The sequence below is a fragment of the Actinoplanes sp. CA-142083 genome (assembly GCF_050942195.1).
Taxonomy (GTDB): Bacteria; Actinomycetota; Actinomycetes; order Mycobacteriales; family Micromonosporaceae; genus Actinoplanes.
On record NZ_CP192076.1, the window covers coordinates 10,521,389 to 10,540,155 of the forward strand.

Annotated in this window: 17 protein-coding genes; 9 read left to right on the forward strand and 8 right to left on the reverse strand. The window is 72.5% G+C overall.

Annotation, left to right across the window (positions count from 1 at the left end):
• The first annotated feature begins 191 nt into the window (after window positions 1–191).
• The gene (locus tag ACQPZX_RS48690) at window positions 192–1,646 is read left to right on the forward strand and encodes a PucR family transcriptional regulator (protein WP_433372043.1); all 1,455 of its coding nucleotides are present in this window, start codon (window positions 192–194) and stop codon (window positions 1,644–1,646) included.
• Here the strand turns inward: ACQPZX_RS48690 and ACQPZX_RS48695 are convergent.
• From ACQPZX_RS48695 to ACQPZX_RS48705, 3 genes are read right to left on the reverse strand one after another with little or no spacing between them, the layout of a single operon-like run.
• Entirely contained in the window at window positions 1,643–2,464 is an 822-nt protein-coding gene (locus ACQPZX_RS48695; protein ID WP_433372046.1) for an NAD-dependent epimerase/dehydratase family protein, read from the reverse strand. The genes ACQPZX_RS48690 and ACQPZX_RS48695 overlap by 4 nt on opposite strands.
• Window positions 2,465–2,476: 12 nt before the next feature.
• A complete protein-coding gene (locus ACQPZX_RS48700; protein ID WP_433372049.1) occupies window positions 2,477–3,148 on the reverse strand; it encodes a response regulator in 672 nt (223 codons plus the stop codon).
• The gene (locus tag ACQPZX_RS48705) at window positions 3,145–4,257 is read right to left on the reverse strand and encodes a sensor histidine kinase (RefSeq protein ID WP_433372052.1); all 1,113 of its coding nucleotides are present in this window, start codon (window positions 4,255–4,257) and stop codon (window positions 3,145–3,147) included. The genes ACQPZX_RS48700 and ACQPZX_RS48705 overlap by 4 nt, the downstream gene beginning before the upstream one ends.
• A 159-nt stretch (window positions 4,258–4,416) precedes the next feature.
• Between ACQPZX_RS48705 and ACQPZX_RS48710 the strand changes: the two genes are divergently transcribed.
• Window positions 4,417–5,592 (forward strand): hypothetical protein, encoded by a 1,176-nt coding sequence (locus ACQPZX_RS48710; protein ID WP_433372055.1) that lies wholly within the window; start codon window positions 4,417–4,419, stop codon window positions 5,590–5,592.
• Window positions 5,593–5,615: 23 nt separating this feature from the next.
• Window positions 5,616–6,065, forward strand: a complete 450-nt coding sequence (locus ACQPZX_RS48715; protein ID WP_433372058.1) for a hypothetical protein — start codon at window positions 5,616–5,618, stop codon at window positions 6,063–6,065.
• 80 nt (window positions 6,066–6,145) lie between these two features.
• Here ACQPZX_RS48715 and ACQPZX_RS48720 read toward each other — a convergent pair whose 3' ends face one another.
• Both ACQPZX_RS48720 and ACQPZX_RS48725 read right to left on the reverse strand, forming a co-directional pair.
• Complete coding sequence (locus ACQPZX_RS48720; RefSeq protein WP_433372061.1) at window positions 6,146–6,805, reverse strand: response regulator; 660 nt, start codon at window positions 6,803–6,805, stop codon at window positions 6,146–6,148.
• Window positions 6,793–8,016, reverse strand: coding sequence for a sensor histidine kinase (locus tag ACQPZX_RS48725; RefSeq protein WP_433372064.1), 1,224 nt, complete (start codon window positions 8,014–8,016; stop codon window positions 6,793–6,795). Before ACQPZX_RS48725 ends, ACQPZX_RS48720 begins: the two co-directional genes overlap by 13 nt.
• A gap of 130 nt (window positions 8,017–8,146) precedes the next feature.
• Between ACQPZX_RS48725 and ACQPZX_RS48730 the strand changes: the two genes are divergently transcribed.
• The 4 genes from ACQPZX_RS48730 (at window position 8,147) to ACQPZX_RS48745 (ending at window position 13,666) form a co-directional block, all read left to right on the forward strand.
• Entirely contained in the window at window positions 8,147–9,886 is a 1,740-nt protein-coding gene (locus ACQPZX_RS48730) for a DUF4331 domain-containing protein (protein ID WP_433372067.1), read from the forward strand.
• 63 nt (window positions 9,887–9,949) lie between these two features.
• Entirely contained in the window at window positions 9,950–11,251 is a 1,302-nt protein-coding gene (locus ACQPZX_RS48735; RefSeq protein ID WP_433372070.1) for a hypothetical protein, read from the forward strand.
• Window positions 11,248–12,705: a hypothetical protein gene (locus tag ACQPZX_RS48740; protein ID WP_433372073.1), complete on the forward strand. Its 1,458-nt coding sequence runs from the start codon at window positions 11,248–11,250 to the stop codon at window positions 12,703–12,705. The genes ACQPZX_RS48735 and ACQPZX_RS48740 overlap by 4 nt, the downstream gene beginning before the upstream one ends.
• A gap of 64 nt (window positions 12,706–12,769) precedes the next feature.
• The gene (locus ACQPZX_RS48745; RefSeq protein WP_433372076.1) at window positions 12,770–13,666 is read left to right on the forward strand and encodes a S66 peptidase family protein; all 897 of its coding nucleotides are present in this window, start codon (window positions 12,770–12,772) and stop codon (window positions 13,664–13,666) included.
• On the opposite strand, the gene ACQPZX_RS48750 is transcribed toward ACQPZX_RS48745, so the two are convergent.
• On the reverse strand, window positions 13,667–14,386 hold the full coding sequence (locus ACQPZX_RS48750; protein WP_433372079.1) for an L-type lectin-domain containing protein: 720 nt from the start codon (window positions 14,384–14,386) through the stop codon (window positions 13,667–13,669).
• A gap of 216 nt (window positions 14,387–14,602) precedes the next feature.
• Here ACQPZX_RS48750 and ACQPZX_RS48755 point away from each other — a divergent pair, with 216 nt between their 5' ends.
• Window positions 14,603–14,881 carry a 2Fe-2S iron-sulfur cluster-binding protein gene (locus ACQPZX_RS48755; RefSeq protein ID WP_433372082.1) on the forward strand — a complete coding sequence of 93 codons (279 nt, stop codon included), beginning with the start codon at window positions 14,603–14,605 and terminating at the stop codon, window positions 14,879–14,881.
• A 39-nt stretch (window positions 14,882–14,920) separates the two neighbouring features.
• Here ACQPZX_RS48755 and ACQPZX_RS48760 read toward each other — a convergent pair whose 3' ends face one another.
• On the reverse strand, window positions 14,921–16,582 hold the full coding sequence (locus tag ACQPZX_RS48760; RefSeq protein ID WP_433372085.1) for a glucuronyl esterase domain-containing protein: 1,662 nt from the start codon (window positions 16,580–16,582) through the stop codon (window positions 14,921–14,923).
• Between the two features lie 255 nt (window positions 16,583–16,837).
• Between ACQPZX_RS48760 and ACQPZX_RS48765 the strand changes: the two genes are divergently transcribed.
• A complete protein-coding gene (locus tag ACQPZX_RS48765) occupies window positions 16,838–18,133 on the forward strand; it encodes a ferredoxin reductase family protein (protein WP_433372088.1) in 1,296 nt (431 codons plus the stop codon).
• A 67-nt stretch (window positions 18,134–18,200) separates the two neighbouring features.
• Here the strand turns inward: ACQPZX_RS48765 and ACQPZX_RS48770 are convergent, their stop codons facing one another.
• Window positions 18,201–18,713 (reverse strand): hypothetical protein, encoded by a 513-nt coding sequence (locus ACQPZX_RS48770; protein ID WP_433372091.1) that lies wholly within the window; start codon window positions 18,711–18,713, stop codon window positions 18,201–18,203.
• Window positions 18,714–18,767: the final 54 nt, after the last annotated feature.

Sequence of the window (18,767 nt, forward strand, 5' to 3'; positions counted from 1 at the left end):
GCGGCGTCGTCGCCACTTCCGCTTTGCGTAATTGATTCGGTTCCGGCCATATGGGGGTGCCTCCTGAATCCGGGGAACTGGAGGAAGCGGGCCACAACCCCGCTGAAGTGCAGTCATGCTAAGTTCGCGCGCTGTCGACATAGACACGCCGGAATGTCGAATCCGGGGGCGCCGGACACTACGATCCGTCCATGTCGGTGACCGCCGCGGAGCTGCTGGAGATGCCGGCCCTCGGCCTCCGGCTGGTCACCGGCGACCCGGCCGCGACGATCCGCTGGGCGCACGCGGTCGAACTGCTCGACCCGGCGCCGTGGCTGGCCGGCGGCGAGCTGGTGCTCACCACCGGGCTACGGCTGCCCCGATCGGCGGAGGGCCAGCGGCTGTACGTCGACCGGCTCGCCGACGCGCGGATCACCGGCATCGGCTTCGGCGTCGGGCTGGGTCACGACCGCATCCCGCCCGCCCTCGTCCGGCAGTGCACGGTCCGCGGGCTGCTGCTGGTCGAGGTGCCGCTGCCCACGCCGTTCCTGGCGATCAGCGAGGCGGTCGCCGACGCGCTCGCCCAGCAGGCCAGCGCCGCCGTCCGCCGTACGCTCGAACATCAGCAGACGTTGGCGCGCGCCGCCCTCAACGCCGGCGTCGCCGGCATCGTGCGCAGCCTCGCTCGGGCGCTGGACGCCGAGGTCGTGGTGACCGACGCCCACCACCAGCTGCTGGCCGCCGCGCCGGGCGACGGCGCCGACCTGCTCACCCGGGCCACCACCGAGCTGGGCGCCGAGGCACGGTCGAGCGGGCCGCTCGGCCTCAGCGTCTCGGCCGGCGACGAGCACCTCATCGTGCGGTCGCTCGGCATCGGCGGCACCCGGCAGGGCCTGCTCGCGGTCGCCACCCACCACCACCTGCACCACCTCGACCAGCTGTTGCTCACCCACGCGGCGTCGCTGCTCTCGCTGGAGCTGGAACGGCCGCGCGAGGTGGTCGAGGCGAGCCGCGGCCTGCGCTCGGCGGTGCTCGGCGTGCTGCTCGGCGGCGACCTGCCGGCCGAGGTCGCGCACCGGCCGATGCGCTTCTTCGGCTTTGCCCCGGCCGACCGGCTGGTCGTGGTGCTGGCCCATCCGGCGCCGAAGGAACACGACCTGGGCGGCATTCCCTATCTGCTGACCGTGCGCCCGGAGGGCACCGCCGTCGTGGTGCGCGCCGAGGACCAGGAAGCGGTGATCGCGGCGCTGGAGTCGGCCGACGTGACGCTCGGGGTCAGCGGTGTCACGACCGCCGGTGGGCTGCCGGCGGCGCTGCGCACGGCCGTGCAGGCGGCGGCGGACGCGCGCTCGCATCGGCGGCGGGTGGCGCGTTTCGGCGAGCAGCGGCTGCCGGCGCTGCTCGGTCAGGAGGCGGTGCGCAGCGCGGTCGGACACCTCGCCGACGACCTGCTCGCGCCGCTGGCCGACCAGCCGCTGCTGAGTCGCTCGCTGGACGTGTTCCTGCAGCACAACGGGGTGTGGGAGACGGCGTCCCGGGCGCTCGGGGTGCATCGGCACACGCTGCGGCACCGGATCACCCGGGTGGCCGAGCTGACCGGTCTCGACCTGGAGTCGGCCCAGGACCGGGCCGCGCTGCTGCTCGCCCTGTTGTCTCGCAAAATCTAAAGAGCGCGGAATCCCGTACGCCACGACGCGAAGCGCGGCGTCCAGCCGAGGTCCTGTGCGTGCTGGTTGCTCGCGCCACGAGCCCAGCCCGCGCGGGCGTCGACCCGCGGCGGCACCGGAGCGCCGACCGCCGCGCAGAAGGCCGGCACCCACTCGTACGCCGGGGCCGGCTCGTCGTCGACGACGTTGACCGCGCCGGTGGGCCAGGTCAGCGACGCCACCGCGGCCGAGGCGGCGTCCTCGACGTGCACGAAGCTGGTGATGTCGCCGTTGTTGACCAGGCTGCCCGGCTGAGCCATCGCGCCGCCGCGGGCATACCAGGTGCCGGGGCCGTAGAACATGCCGTACCGCAGCAGCACCCACTCGGGCGCCTCGCGCACCGCCGCCTCGAGAGCGGCCGTTCCCTCCACACTGGAGCGTCGCGGCTCGGCCGCGCCCAAGTCGAGAGGCACCTCCTCGGTCGCCGGGGTGTCGCCCGGCTCGTAGGCGAAGGCCAGGCTCTGCGCGATGACCCGGCGCGTGCCCGCCGCCAGGGCCGCGTGCACCAGGTTGGGCGTGACGACCTTGCGGAACTCGGCGTTCGCGGCACGGTCGCCGCCGGCGAGGTTGGTCAGCTGATGCATGACGATGTCGGGCTCGGCCGCGCGCACGGCGCCGGCCAGGCCGTCCCGGTCGTACACGTCGGCCACCACGACGGTGGCGCCGGGGATCTCCCGCTTGCTGCGGGCGAGCGCGGTGACCTGGTGACCGGCGTCGAGCAGGGCGGGAATCAGGTGACGGCCGACCGCGCCGGTGCCGCCGGCCAGGCAGATACGCATGGACCCACGATTTCATGCGCCTTCGCCGGCGCGGATCAGGCCCGACTCGTACGCGAAAACCACCGCCTGCACCCGGTCACGCAACCCGAGCTTCATCAGCACCCGGGCGACGTGGGTCTTGACCGTCGCCTCGCCGACGGTGAGCGAAGTGGCGATCTCGGCGTTCGACAGGCCCCGCGCCACCAGGCGCAGCACCTCGGCCTCGCGCGGGGTGAGATCGTCCAGCTCGCGCGGCGGGCGCGGCGCCGGACGGGCCGCGAAGGCCGCGATCACCCGGGTGGTCACCGCCGGGTCGAGCAGCGCCTCGCCGCCCGCCACCGCCCGGATCGCGGTGATCAGGTGCTCGGGCGAGGAGACCTTGAGCAGGAAGCCGCTGGCCCCGGCCCGCAGCGACCGGTAGAGGTTCTCGTCGGTGTCGAAGGTGGTCAGCATGATCACTCGCGGCGGGTGCGGGGTCGCGAGCAGCGCGCTGGTGGCCGACGGCCCGTCCTGCCGGGGCATGGCGATGTCCATGAGCACGATGTCCGGCCGCAACCGCCGGCACAGCGTCACCGCCTCGGCGCCGTCACCGGCCTCGCCCACCACGGTCATGTCCGGCTCGGTCTCGATCACCATCCGCAGCCCGGCCCGCAGCATCCGCTGGTCGTCCACGATCACGACGCTGATGCGCGCGTCGTCGGTCATGCCGCCGCCACCGGCAGCCGGCACTCCACCGCGAAGCCGCCGCCCGCCCGGGGACCCGCGGTGAGCTCGCCACCGAAGAGGGCCGCCCGCTCACGCATGCCGATCAGGCCCTGACCACCCTCCGAAGCAGGCGCGGCGGTACCGCCCTCGTCGGTCACCCGCAGGTGCAGGCCGTCCGCGCGATAACCGACGACCACCTCGGCGCGGGCCGGGCCGGCGTGCTTGAGCACGTTGGTCAACGCCTCCTGGACGATGCGGTACGCGGACAGGTCGATCGCCGGCGGCAGCGTCACCGGGTCGCCCTCGCGCCGGACCGCCACCGACAGGCCCGCCTCGCGCACCTGGGCGATCAGGTCGTCGAGCCGGTCCAGCCCGGACGGCGGCGCCTCGGCGCCCTCGCCGCGCAGCAGGCCGAGCGTACGCCGCAGCTCACCGACCGCCTCCCGGCCCGAGCCCTCGATGCCCAGCAGCAGCTCCGGGTCGACCGGCAGGCCCGCGGCCAGCCGGCGGCGCACCACGCCCGCCTGGATGACCATGACGGTCACGCTGTGCGCCACCATGTCGTGCAGCTCCCGGGCGATGCGTACCCGTTCCTCCATCACCGCCTCGCGGGCCTGCCGCTCGCGGATCTCGGCGCGCGCCGCCGCCGCCTCGGCCGTCCGGCGCGCCTGGATCCCCACCGCCACGCCCAGGCCGTAGGGCGCCAGCGGGAAGAACACCGCGCCCATCGGGTCGCCCGGGTTCGACGACCAGTAGCAGAGGGCGGTGGCCAGCACGAGCGCGGCCCCGGCGGCCCCGCGAAGCCCGGCCCGCGGCGGCACATAGCGCCCGACGGTGTAGACCGCGATCATCATGGCGACGAGCTGCCACAGCCGGAAGTTGACCGTCTTCTCCCCCGCTACGACCGTGTCGACGTAGAGGAAGTTCAGCGGCGCGATCACGTGCGGCAGCATCGCGAGCAACGGGATCAGCCGCCGCATCAGGATCAGCACCGTGCAGCCGGCCAGCACGAACGGCCACCAGCCGCCGGGCATCCGGATGAAGTACTCCTCGGCCAGCGCGAACGCCACAAAACCGGCGGCCAGCGCGACGTCCGCCTTATGGATCACGCGCCGACGGTAAGGCCTGTGGCGGCCCCTCCGAACCCCTCGCGGGGATGACTTGGGGGTCCGCCTCGCGGCGGATAAGACCTCATTCCGCGTACGGGTTACCGCCCGGCCAACGCTCCGTAGCGTCCCCGGCCATCACTCCGATGGAAGGGAACGACGATGTGGCGTAAGGCAGCCGCTCTTGCCCTGGTGCTGGCCCCGATCGCGCTGACGGTCGCGACCGGGCTGGACCCGGCGCTCGGGGACAACCAGGGGTACGGGATCTACCGGGCGCATCCCGATGCCATCCAGTGGCACTCGCTCCTGCTGCACTGGGCGTGGGCGCTGTTCGTGCCCGGCTTCCTGGGCCTGCTGCTTCCGGTACGCCGGCGCGGCGCGGTGCTCGCGGCGGTCGCCTGGGTGGCGGTCGTGCTCGGGCTGGTCACGTTCTCGGCGCTGATGGCCTCCGACTTCGCGCTTCTGGCTCGCGAGCAGGCCGGGCTCACCGACGCGCAGCTGGCCGCCGTCGACGACCGGTTCGGGGCGCTGGGCTGGGCGACCTGGGGCTGGCAGGCGCCCGGGCTGCTCGGCTGGGCGCTGTCGCTGGTGCTCGTGCCGGTGGCGGCGGCGCGGGCCCGGGTGATCAGCTGGTGGGTCGCGGGTCTGGCGCTGGCCGGGGCCGCGCTGTATTTCCTCTTCGCGATCGAGCCGGTGCCCCTGTGCCTGATCGGGCCGGCGCTGCTCGTCGTCGCGTACGGGATGGGCGCCCGGCAGCTGATCACCCACAAATCCCCGGTCGAGCCGGACGTCTTCGGCGCCTTCCGGCGCCGGGCGGGAACGGTGGCGCTGGTCGCGGCGCCGCTGTCCCTGGCGATCGGTACGGCGTTCTTCCTGCACCTGGGCTGGGTGCTGTTCATTCCCGCGGTGCTGGCGCTGGCCGAACGGGGCCGGCATCTCACCCGGATCGCCGCGGCGGTGACCGTCCTCGGGCTGGTCAACTTCAGCGGCTTGATGGTGGGCGACTACGTCGACGTGGCCAACCGGGCGGTGCTGGACGCGGCCACAGTGGAGCGAATCGACGCCGCTATGGGCGGATATTTGACGTTTTCTCTGGGCTGGGTGCTGCCCGGGATGGTGCTGACGCTGCTCGGCCTGGCCGCCGTGCCGATCGCCGCGGCCGTCGAGGGCGTGGTGCGCTGGTGGGTGCCCGTGCTGGTCGGCGCGGGGGTCGTAGCCTTCCTGGCGACTCCGGCGGGCCCTGTCGCGGCGGTCGGCCCCCTGCTGATGGCGGCCGGCTTCGGCGCGGCGGCGCTCCCGGCTCTTCGCATTCCGCGGCCCGCTCCCGCACCGGTGTGACCGGGGTCCCGTCACGGTTGCGGGTGCTCGCTCGTCCCCACCACATGACCCTGCTGATCAAACGTCTCGCGGCGGCCGTCCTGGCCCTGTCGGCCCTGTTCGTGGGCGGTTGGGCGGCCTTCGCCCCGCTGTCCTTCTACCGCGACTTCCCGCTGCCCGGCCGCGCGTGGGTGAGCGGCCTGGGCCCATACAACGAGCACCTGGTCCGCGACGTGGGCAGCCTGTACCTGGCCCTGCTGGTGCTGGCGGCGTGGGCGGCGCTGCGCCCCACCGAGGAGCTGCTCCGCGTGACGGGCGCGGCGTGGCTCATCTTCGGGGTGCTGCATTTCGCCTTCCACGCCACCCACTTGGCGATGTTCTCGACGTTCGACCGCGTCACGATGCTGGCCGCCCTGGGCGGCACGGTCCTGCTGGCCGCCCTGCTGGTCATCCCCACCGGCGCCGCATGGTCCCTACCCGCCCAGAGAAGGTGAGAGGGTGGCCCTGCTCGGGCCACCCCCGTACTGCACCTCAACCGGCATTCTGCACGGTGATGTGGATCTAGTCGAGGGCTTCATCGCCGGGCGCTGTCGTACTCCAGGTAGCGCAGCACCGCCGTGACGCGGCGGTCGGCCCGGTCGTCGGGGGCCAGGTCGAGCTTGGCGAAGATGCTGCGGATGTGTTTGTGCACCGCGCCCTCGGTGACCACCAACTTCTCGGCGATCGCCGTGTTGCCCAGGCCTTCGGCCATCAGCGCCAGCACGTCGCGCTCGCGGGGGCTCAGCCGCTCGAGCGCGCCGTCGGGCCGGCTGCGGCTCATCAGCTGGGCGACCACCTCGGGGTCGATGGCCGTGCCACCGTCGGCGACCCGGTGCAGGGCGCCGAGGAACTCCTCGACCCGGCCGACCCTTTCCTTCAGCAGGTAGCCGAGGCCGTGCGCGCCGTCGGCCAGCAGGTCGGTGGCGAAGGCCTGCTCGACGTACGCGGAAAGCACCAGCACCGCCAGCCCGGGCTGACGCCGCCGGGCCTCGACCGCGGCGACGATGCCCTCGTCGGTGTGGGTCGGCGGCATCCGCACGTCGACGATCGCCACCTCCGGCCGGTGCTCCTCGACGGCCGCCAGGAACGGCGCCGGCGAGTCGGTGGCGGCCACCACCTCGATTCCCTCGGCCCGCAGCAGCAGGGCCAGGCCCTCCCGCAACAGCGCGTCGTCCTCGGCGATCACGATCCGCATGGCAGCTCCACCCGCATGGTCGTCGGCCCTCCGGCCGGGCTGGTCAGGGACAGGCTTCCGTCGTACGCCTCGACCCGCCGCCGGATCCCGACGAGCCCGGACCCCCGGCTCTCGTCGGCGCCGCCGTGCCCGTCGTCGTCGATGCGCAGCAGGAGCCGGGCGCCGGACAGCCGGACCTCGACCGTGGCCCGCGACGCGCCGCTGTGCTTGGCCACATTGGTCAGTGCCTCGGCGACGACGAAGTACGCCGTCGCCTCGACCGAAGCGGCGCACCGCCCCGGCGTTTGCACGTCGACCGCGCAGGGCACCCCGCAGTCCCGCGCGAGGCCCGCGATCGCCGCGGTGAGCCCGCGGTCGGCCAGCACCGGCGGCAGGATGCCGCGGGCGACCGAGCGCAGGTCGGCGAGGGCCTGCTCGGTCGCGTCCTGGGCGCGGGCGAGGATCTCGTCGGCGCCGGACGGGTCCCGGGCCAGCTGCCGGCGGGCCGCGCCGAGCAGCACGTTGACCGCGACCAGGCGGTTCTGCGTGCCGTCGTGCAGGTACCGCTCGATGCGGCGCAGCTCGGCGGCGTGCGCGTCGAGCGCGGCGGCCCGGGTGGCGGTCAGCTGCGCCACCCGCAGCGACAGGTCGACGTCGGCGGAGACCTTGAGCAGCTGCCGCCCGGGCCACGCCTGCAGGCGCGCCAGCCAGGGCAGCAGCAGGAGACCGGCGACGAGCCAGACGACGCCGCGCAGGCCGACCGCGAGCGCGTCGGGCCAGGTGCGCACGAACCAGAGCGGGATGCCGGGGCTCTCCCCGGGCGGGACCAGCCGCCACCACAGCGGGTAGCTCAGATCCTGCACCGCGTTGAGCGGCAGGCCGACGCCGAGCAGCCCGAGGACCAGGCCGGCGGTGGCGTGCGTCAGCAGCCAGGCGAGCTCCCGGTGCACCGCCGGATCGCGCAGCCCGGCGAGGCGGCCCTCCGGGAGCGGGTCGGGCGGGACGACCTCGGGACCCCACCGGGTCAGCCGGGCGCGTTCCCGATCGGCGACCGACCGCACCAGCCGCAGGGAGCCGCGCACCAGCAGCAGGCCCACCCCGGTCAGGCAGAGCAGCGCCACGATCACGACCCAGGCCAGCGCGGCGAACGCGAGCACGGCGGTGCCCAGGCCACCGACCAGATGCTCAAGACCGTCGATGGCACGACGGGCGCGGACCAGGAGTGTGCGCACGGCCTTGAGGTTAGCTTCGTCGCCCGGCGCGCCTCGGATGGGTGCGCGACAGGAATCTCACAACCACCGAGCCGACGGCCTTGCGGGCGCGAACTCGTGCCGAGAACTCACCGGCACGGAAGGAATCGACATGACCGTCAAGCAGGCGGCTTGGCTCGCGGTAGGCGTGCTGCTCGCCGGCTCGGTGTACGCGCTCGGTCCCGGCGCCGCCACGGCGTCGAGCCACCGGGAAGCGCCGCTGGTCGCCGCCGACCCGGCGATCGACAACACCGACCTGTACGCGTTCGTGAGCCCCGAGCGCCCCGATTACCTCACGCTCATCGCCAACTGGCAGCCGTTCGAGGAGCCCAACGGCGGCCCCAACTTCTACCCGTTCGCGACCGACGCCACGTACACGATCAAGGTCGACAACGACGGCGACGCGAAGCCCGACGCCACGTTCCGCTGGAAGTTCCAGAACCAGGACAAGCGCGGCAACAACACGTTCCTCTACAACAACGGTCCGGTCACCTCGCTCGACGACGAGAACCTGCTGTTCCGGCAGACGTACACGCTCGAGTCGTCGTTCAACGGCCAGCCGTTCAAGACGCGGGCGCAGGGCGTGCCCGTCGCGCCGTCGCGGGTCGGTCAGGCGTCGATGCCCGACTACGGCACCCTGCGGTCGCAGGCCACCCGGACGCTGCCCGGCGGCTGGAAGATCTTCGCCGGCCAGGCCGACGACCCGTTCTTCCTCGACCTGCGGGTCTTCGACCTGCTCTACGGCGGAGATCTGAGCGAGACGGGCCAGGACACCCTCTCCGGGTACAACGTGAACACCATCGCCATCCAGGTGCCGTTCAAGGACGTGGCACTCAAGGGCGACGCGAAACGCAACCCGGTGGTGGGCGTCTGGACAACGACAGAGCGCGATCGCGTACGGGTGGCCGACGGCTCCTCGTACGGCGGCAAGGTGCAGGTGTCCCGCCTGGGCAATCCGCTGGTCAACGAGGTGGTCGTGCCGGCCGGGCTGAAGGACACCTTCAACGCGACCCCGCCCGAGAAGGACGCGAAGATCCCGGCCCTGGTCAAACGGGTCACCAACCCCGAGGTTCCGCAGCTGCTCCAGCAGATCTACCAGATCCCGGCGCCCGCGACACCGCGGAACGACCTGGTGGAGATCTTCCTGACCGGCATCACCACCAAGGCCGGCGGGCCGATCAAGGCGGACCTCAACTCGCAGCTCAACAACGCCGACGTGACGGCCGGCAAGTTCACGCCGTCGGAGCAGCTGCGGCTGAACCTGTCGGTGCCGGTGACCGCGCAGCCGAACCGGCTCGGGGTGCTCGGCGGTGACCTGCAGGGCTTCCCGAACGGGCGGCGGCTGACCGACGACGTGGTCGACATCGAGCTGCAGGCCCTGGTCGGTGCGGCGCAGACCGGCAAGCTGGTCGACGCGCTCGCCACCGGCGACAAGGTCGACGCCAACAACCAGCAGTTCCTCGGCAAGTTCCCGTACGTCGCGCTGCCCAACGCCGTGGCCGTGAACTCGCAGGGTGGCGCCGCCGCCCCGCAGGCCGCCCCGCCGGCGGCCGCGCCGACCACCGACCCGTCGCCGTCCGACGACACCGGCGCCGCCGGCGCCGGGCAGCCCGACACCGACCAGTCCGAAGCGGCCGGGGCTCCTGCCGCCGACAACACCATCAACGCCGAGAACAAGGCGTCGACCACCGACACCGGTGGCTGGATGACCAAACCCGTGGCGTACGCGACCGGCATCACCGGATTCGGCGCCCTGATCCTCGCCTTCGGTCTCTTCGCCTTCATGCGGCGCCGCCGTCGTCCGGCCCAGCCGCAGCCCATCTTCGACCCCGAGCAGACAACCCGGATGTAACCCCGCACGGGTGGGCGCGCCGATCGGCGCGCCCACCCGCCGGCATGATCAAGGAGGAGCACCATGCGCCGCACCCTGATACGCCTGGGTATCGCCGCCGCGCTCGCGGCCGCGGTGCTCACCGTCGCGAACGTCGCGTTCCGCCCCCGGACCGAGGCGCCGGCCGCGCAGCCCGTCGCCCAGCAGGCCGATCTGCTCGCCGACCGGGTCGCCCGCGCCCAGCAGCACCTGCGCGACGTGCCCGGCGACTGGTCCGGCTGGTCCGCGCTCGGCGCCGCCTACCTCGAGCAGGCCCGGGTCACCGCCGATCCCGGCCTCTACCCTCAGGCCGAGCAGGCCGCCCGCAAGTCCCTCTCGCTGCGGCGCGACGGCAACGGCGACGCGCTCGTCGTGCTCGGCGCGCTCGCCAACGCCCGCCACGACTTCGCCACCGCCCGCGACCAGGCCCGCGCCGCGCTGCGCGTGGACAGCGCCGACGCCGACGCGTACGGCGTGCTGGCCGACGCGCTGACCCAGCTCGGCGACGCCCGCGGCGCCACCGCCGCGGTGCAGAGCATGCTCGACACCAAGCCCGGCCTCGCCGCGTACGCCCGCGCCTCCTACGACCTGGAGCTGCGCGGCCGCATCCCGGAGGCGACCGCCCTGATGCGGCGCGCCCTGGACGACGCGGTCGATCCGCACGACGCCGCGTTCTGCCGTACCCAGATCGGCGACCTCGCCTTCGGCCGGGGCGACCTGGGTGCCGCCGCCGGCGACTACGCCGCCGCCCTCGCCGCGGACCCGACCTCGATCGCCGCCCAGCGTGGCCGCGCGCGGGTCCGCGCCGCTCAGGGCGATCTGCCCGGCGCGCTGAGCGACTACGCCGACCTCACCGCCCGCCTGCCCGGGCCGTCCTACCTGATCGAGTACGCCGAGCTGCTCAACGTCGCCGGCCGCACCGCCCAGGCCGACGAGCAGCTGTCGCTGGCGAGCGCCGCGCAGCAGCTGTTCACCGCGAACGGCGGGCAGGACGGCCTCGCGACCGCCGCCCTCGCGATCGCGACCGGCCGCCCCGCCGACGCCGTCACCGCGGCCCGCGCCGAGTGGAAGCGCCGCCACCACCCCGACGTCGCCGACACCCTGGCCTGGTCGCTGCACACCGCCGGCCGCGACACGGAGGCGCTGACCTACGCGAAGCAGGCCATCTCGGGCGGCGCGCACCCGTCCGCGTACGCCTATCACCTCGGCGTCATCGAGCTGTCCCTCGGCCATCGTGCCGAGGCCCGCGCCGAGCTCACCCGCGCGCTCGACACCAACCCGTACTTCTCGCCCGTCGACGGTCCCAACGCCCGCCGCGCGCTCGCCGCCCTCCGGAGCTCCCGATGATCCAGCTCGTCGTGCCCCTCGTCGCGGGCGTGCTCGCCCACCCGATCAACAACTTCTCGATCAACCAGTACGCCGAGCTGACCGTGCGCGCCGACCGGGTCGAGGTGCTGGCCCTCGCCGACGTCGCCGAGATCCCGACGCTGCAGGAGAAGCCGGCCATCGACACCGACCACAACGGCACGCTGTCGGACGCCGAGCGGTCCGCCTACGCCACCGCGGAATGCGGCCGCTACGCCGACGCGTTCGCCGTGACCGCCGACGGCGACCGTCTTACCTGGACGGTCACCGCGCCCAGCTATCAGGTCGTGCCGGGCGTCGGTGGCCTGTCCACGAGCCGGCTCTCCTGCTCGCTGGCGGCCCCGACGACCGCGACAACCTTGCAGGTCGACAACCACTATCGGTCCGGCCGGGTGGGCTGGCGCGAGCTCACCGCACATGCCGATGGCGTACGGATGGAGACGGCCCTTCCCACGGAAAGCGTGAGCGATCGTCTCACCTCTTATCCCCGCGACCTGCTCACGTCGGTCCCCGACGTCCGCACCGCAACCATCAAGGTCGGCGACGCGGCCGGGGCGGCCACCGCGGCCGACGCTCCCGAGCGGCCCAAGGTCGCCGGCCCGTCCTGGCTCACCGCCGCCCAGACGCGCGTCGAATCCCTGGTAGGCGGCCACCTGACCCCGGTCGTGGTGGCCTTGGCGTTCCTGCTGGCGCTGCTGCTGGGCGCCGCGCACGCGGCCCTGCCCGGCCACGGCAAGACCGTCATGGCCGCCTACTTCGCCGGCCGCCGGGGCCGCATCCGCGACGCCCTGGCAGTGGGCGGCACGGTGACGCTCTCGCACACCGGCGGCGTCCTGGCCGTAGGCCTCCTGCTGAGCACGTCAACAGCCCTGGCCGGCGAGCAGTTGCTGTCCTGGCTGGGCGCCCTGAGCGGCGTCCTGGTCATAGCCGTCGGCATCGGAATGCTGATTTCGGCCCACCGCGCCCGCCGCTCCCCTGCGAGCCATCACCATCACGGCGACGGACACAGTCATAGTGACGGACACAGTCATAGTCACGAAGACGGGCACACCCACGGCCACGGGCATCATCACCATCACCACCGGCCGGGCGGGCGGCTCGGGCTCGCGGGGATCGGCCTGGCCGGCGGTCTCGTGCCCAGCCCTTCGGCGCTCGTCGTGCTGCTCGGCGCGATCGGCCTGGGGCGCGCGGGACTCGGCGTGCTGCTCGTCCTCGCGTATGGGATCGGCATGGCCGGCACCCTCACGGCCGTCGGTCTCCTGCTGGTCGTGGCTCAGCGCAAGCTGGGCGACCTCGCCACCCGCGGCTCCCGTGTGGCGCGCCTCGGCGGCCTGCTCACCCGCCTGACCGGCCGCGTCTCCGCCGGAGCACCCACCGCCACCGCCGCCCTGGTCGTCCTGGTCGGCCTCGGCATGGGCGTCCGGGCCATCGCATGACGCGCCCGAAGCAGTGATCCGGGACGTTGTCGTTGGTGGGCGGGGGCAGGCCTACGCTCCGATCATGGAGAGGCTGCGGGTCGGGGATCTGGTCGCGCTGATTGCACCGTCAGGGGCGATCGGGGCCGGTGAGGTCGCGGCGGCCATCAGGGTGGTCGAGGGCTGGGGGCTTAAAGCGCGGGTGGGGCGCCATGCGCTCGGCCGGCACTCGTTTCACTCCGGCACCGACGCCGAGCGGCTCGCCGACCTCAATGAGGCTCTGCGCGACCCGGAGGCAAGAGGGATCCTGTGCCTGCGCGGCGGCTATGGGCTGCAGCGGATCGTCGACGACGTGGACTTCGGGGCGGCGCGGGCCGATCCGAAGCCGGTGATGGGCTACTCCGACATCACCGCTCTGCATCTTGCGCTCTGGTGCCAAGCGGGCATCCCGAGCGTGCACGGGCCTACCGCGGGACACCTGTCCCGGGGCGCCGGCGAAGCGCGGCGGGCGCTGATGAGCGGCGAGCCGATCGAGGTGGCCGCTGACCCGGCGGAGAGCACTTTTCCCGTACGCGTCGATGGTGTCGCCGAAGGCGTTCTTGTCGGTGGGAACCTCACGATCCTGGCCGCCACCGCCGGCACCCGGCACCAGCCCGATCTGCGCGGGGCGATCCTGCTGATCGAGGACGTGAACGAGGCGCCCTACCGGATCGACCGGTCGCTCGTGCAGCTGCGGCGGGCCGGCTGGTTGGACGGGCTCGCGGGTGTCGCGATCGGACAGTTCACCCGGTGTGTCGACGAGAGCTACCCGCGGACGGCCGAGGAGGTGCTGGCCGAGCATCTGGGCGGCAGGATCCCGGTGCTGGGCGGCCTGCCGATCGGGCACGGCGTGCGGCAGACGGCGGTGGGGCTGGGCGTGCGCGCCGTCCTCGACGCCGGCGCCGGGACCCTGGTCGTGGCGCCGATCGCCGGCGGGCGCTGATCAGGACGTAAGGCTCCAGGAGAGGATGTCCTGGGTCGAGGTGACGCTCCCGGTCGCGCCGGTGAATCCGGCCCACGCCCGCGGGCCGACCTCGCCGGCCAGGTCGACCGTGGTGCTCAGGGTCGGCTGGTCGCCGTTGACGTAAACCGTCAGGCCGTGGGTGGGCGCGTCGTAGGCGACTCGCACCGAGAACGGGTTGCCGTACAACGGAGTCCCGGTCGGGGCGGTCGCGAGGTGGTAGTCCGGATTGCCCCGGAGCACGACGCCGACGTGGTCCCCGGCGGGATCGCCCGGGTTCGGGTAGTCGTCGAGCTCGACCGCCACGCTCTGCCGGATGCCGCGGTAGCCGAGGCCGCCGCCCCAGCTGCCGAGCGCCAGCGGGCCGGCCGACTGGACGAGGAAAGCGATGCCGTCCGCCCGGTTGGTCCCGGCGTGCAGGTATGCCCGGAAGGTCGTGTCGAACGACCGCGTGAGGTCGATCTGCTGTCCGGCCCAGGCCGAGCCCTCCTGCCGGTATCCGCCGCCGGTCAGCCGCAGCACTTGGCTCTGCGGTTCGATCGCGGCCGTGCCGTTGAGGCTCAGCGTGCCGGCGTCGAGGAACGCGGGATAGTCGATCGTCGTGGGCGGCCCGTCGGCGAGGGCGATTCCGGGCGTGGCGACGGCGACGAGTGAGAGGGCGACGGTCAGGATGCAGCCCTTCGCCCGGGTGCGGTAGGACATTGTTCCGGTCTCCGTTTCGGGGTTCGACCTGTCCGAACCGGCCCAACGTATGGCAGCGGCGAGCGCCGCGTGACGCGAATTCGCGGATTCCGTGACGCCTGCGATCCGGTGGTTTCGCCCCTTGCCGAAAAGGGAATCCGGGCCGCGCGATCGGCAAGCTGAGGTTGCATGCCGAGGCGATGTCGCGCTGCCCGCGGCTGGGCAGACTCGGTTGTCATGGCAACCGAGGAGCCCTTCGAGGTCGAGCTTGTGCGCAGCGGGATCACGCTGACCATTCCGGCCGACCGGTCGATCCTGGAGGTCGCCGACGACGCGGGTGTCCCGGTGTCGTTCTCGTGCGCCGAGGGAACGTGCGGCTCCTGCGAGACGCCTGTCCTCGAAGGCGAGGTCGACCACCGGGACAGCCTGCTCACCGAGGAGGAACAGGCCGCGCAGGACACGATGTTCATCTGCGTCTCGCGCTCGCGCGGCCCGCGCCTCGTGCTCGATCTCTAGGTGTTCTATGGCGACGGGTGTTCTACGGCGACAGGTGCTCTACGGCGACGTGCAGGTCGGTGTCATGGCGGCGCTGTTGCCGGTCGCCTGGAAACCGAACTCGGTGTAGCCGCCGGCCGGGATCTGGCCGTTGTAGGCGACGTTGGTGAACTGGACCGGACCGCTGTTCCCGCTGCGGTTGACGTTCCAGGCGTTGGTGATGGTGGCGCCGGACGGGAGCGTCAGGCCCACGTGCCACCCGTTGACCGCGGACGATCCGGCGGTGACCCGGACCGTCGCCACGAAGCCACCGGTCCACGAGTTGAGCGCCACCGAGGCCGAGCACGCGCCGGTCGGCGGGGTCGTGGGCGGCGTCGTCGGCGGGGTTGTCGGCGGCGTGGTGGGCGGGGTCGTCGGAGGCGTGGTCGGCGGCGTGGTCGGCGTGGTCGTCGGCGGCGTGGTCGGCTGGTTGCCCAGGACCGGGGTGGTCCAGTCGGCCCAGTCCGCCAGCCGGCCCTGCGCCTTGCTGGAGATCCGCATCTGGCCGGTGTAACTGCCGTTGCCGACCAGGAACTTCTTGATGTTCTGGGTCAGCGGGTCGCGCCACTCGGGCCGGTTCGCGCAGTGCGTGCCGTCGGCGATGTCGGACCAGTAGGTGATGTTGCCGCCCGCCCCGAGCGCCTTGTACACCTCGGCGCCGCCCAGGGCCGCCACGCTCGCCGACTTGGGGCCGAGGTTGGCGATGTGCGGGTTGTCCATGATGAAAAGGCCGCGCGGCGCGAACATCGCCACGACCTCGTGGGTGTCGACCGGCAGCCGGTTCGGCGCGCTCGTGAACGTGCCGAACGCGTCGCCCAGCCACGGCTGCTCGCCGTACGCGCTGCTCAGGCTCTGCGCGCCCTCGCCGGGGATGCCCCGGAAGATCGGCGCGCCGGCGCTGCCCGACTCGATCGGCATGGTCAGGGCGATGCGCTGGTCGAACGCACCGATCACGAAGGCGCCCTTGCCGAACCGCGAACAGCCGGTCACGCCGGTCGCGCCGGCCTTCAGGACGGTGCCGCCGGATTGCTCGATCACGTCGATGATCCGGCTGACGCCCCAGGCCCAGGCCATGAGCAGGCCGGTCGTGCTGGACGAGCCGTACAGGGTGTAGAACGCGCCCTGCTTGTTGTTGCGCGGCGTGCCTTCCTTGCCGACCGCGTACGGGTCGTAGTTGATGACCGCGGCCCCGGCCGCCTTGATGGTCGCGGTGTCCGCTCCGAAGCCGCCGAGGACGACGACGACGGGGAACGGGCCGGTGCCGCTGGGCAGGCTCACCGAGGCCGAGAAGCTGGCGCTCTTGCCCTGGTTGGAGACGTTCACGGTGATGTTGGTGCCGGACACCGTGCCGGAGACGGTCTGCGGCTTGCCGGGCTTCTCGCCGTAGACGAACTTCTCGGACAGCTTCTTGATCTCTTCGCGCCGGCAGGTCCAGTCCGCGGTGGTCGTGATCCGCGTTCCGTCGAGCCTCTTGAAGGGGTCGGGGAGCTTGGCGTTGGTCGGCAGCGAGCCCGCGTCGGGGAGGGCGGGCACCGCGCAGCCGGCGCCCTCGTCCTCGACGCCGGCCGCCGCATACGCCGGTGTGCTGTGGGGAATTGCCGTTACCGCTCCGCCGATCGCGAGGGCCGCCGCGAGGGCGACGATCGTCGTACGGCGGATGGAGCGGCCCGAGTCGGTGGTCACTGGGGATTCTCCTTCCGGAGTGAGGGGGATCCCGCCCCGAAACCATGGGAGCGCTCCCGGGGCGAACTCGCCCCAGTCTCCGGCCCAGCATCGAAACGAGTCAATACCTCTCGGAAACTTCCGGTCCTCACGGCCGAAACTTTCGGAGCCCGAAGTGCGATAACGATTTTCCCGATAAGCGTCTAAATAATCACAACGCCTGCACGACGACCGTTTTCCTTTGTAGTTTCATTCGCCGTGCGGCTTGCGGCGAGAATGACGGTGGCATTCAGCCTGTTCGTCGTGACCGCGCTCTGGCTGGCCGGTCTCGGCGACGCGCCTTCGGGCATCGCGGCCGCCGGTCGGCTCGTCGCATTGTGGTCGGCCGACCTGCTGCTGATCCAGGTCGTGCTGATGGCCCGCATTCCGTGGCTCGAGCGCACCTGTGGGCAGGACACGCTGGCCACCTGGCACCGGTGGACCGGCTTCACGTCGTTCCACCTGTTGCTCCTGCATGTGGTGCTGGCGATCGCGGGGCGGGCCGGGCGCGAGGGCACCGGGCCGCTCGCCGAGACGTGGACGCTGCTGACCACGTACAAGAGCATTGTTTTTGCATTTTTGTCGCTTTTTGCCTTTATCCTGGTCGTGGTGACCTCGGTTCGCCGGGTGCGGCGCCGGCTGCGCTACGAGTCGTGGCATCTGCTGCATCTCTATGCCTATTTGGGGGTGCTTTTCGCATTGCCCCACGAATTGCTGCTCGGGAGCGATTTCCGGGCGAGCGCGGCGAAGGCGTACTGGTGGGGTCTTTATGCGATCGCGGCCGCATCCACCCTGATTTTCCGGATCGGCCTGCCGGTCCGGCGCACGCTGCGGCACCGGCTCACCGTCGACGAGGTGGTGACCGAGGCGCCCGGCCTGGTCTCGGTCTACCTGCGCGGCCACCATCTCGACGACCTGCCGGCGCGCGCCGGGCAGTATTTCGTGTGGCGCTTCCTCGACGGCTCGCGCGTCCTGCACGGCAACCCCTTCTCGCTCTCCGGGCGCCCGAACGGCGACCGCCTGCGTATCACCGTGAAATCGGTCGGCGACGGCAGCGCCCGGGTGGCGACGCTGCGGCCCGGCACGCGCGCGCTGATCGAGGGACCGTACGGGCGGATGACCGCCGCCAACTACTCCGGCGGCCCGGTCACGATGCTGGCCTGCGGGATCGGCGTGACGCCCCTGCTGGCGCTGCTGTGGGACCTGCCCTACGACTACGGCAAGGCGATGCTGGTCTATCGGACCCGGCACCCGCACGAGGTGGTGTTCCTGTCCGAGCTCGAGCGGCTGGAGCGCGATCGGGGCGTGCGGGTGGTCCCGCTGGTCGGCCCGCGGCTGGCCGAGGGGTCATGGCTGCCGATGGCGTTTGCCGAGTACTCCGACACCGAGGCGCTGCGCTCGCTCGCGCCGGAGATCGCCGGCCACGACGTGTACGTCTGCGGTCCCGACCCCTGGACCGCGGCGGTGCTGCGCTCGGCCCGGGAGCTGGGCGTGCCCGAGTCGAGGCTGCACCGGGAGCGCTTCGCCTGGTGAGAGGCCGACGGGCGGCGCGGCGGTCCGCCCACCGCCGCGCCGCAATCGGCCCCCCGGGGTTGTGGTCTCAGCGCGCGACGATGCCGCGGATCATGCCCAGTACGCGGTCGCGCTCCCGTTCGGTGGTGAGAATGGCCGGCCGGTTGTCGCCGAGGCGCTGCGCCTGGGCGTGCCATTCGAGGCGGCCGAGCAGCACCCCGCCGTAGCCGGTGAACTCGACGCCGAAGGTGAAGATGCGGTGGTCGCCGATCGCGTGCTCGACTGCACCGATCGTTTTCACGTCGCTGAAGTCGATGAGCCGGTACTTGGGCTCGCGGCTCATCTGTCGCTTGCGGCCCAGGCACTCGAAGATGCCGTCGGAGAAGACGCCGATCAGCGACGTCCCCTCGGTCAGCGTCCCGAGCGGCGCCTCGCTGAACCGCGCCCAGGTCATGGTCCGGATCCCGCGAGTGGTCAGCCCCGCGACGCGCAGCGCGTCGCCGTAGGCGTTCCAGTCGACGCTCTGCGGCTGCTCCCGGCCGACCGGCCGCAGCCGGCTGTACATGGCCCGGAACTCCGGATCCGCCAGGGCGTTGGGCATGCGAACTCCGTCTCCCGATTTGATTGCACCAGTGCAATCACTTTACGGGTCTCG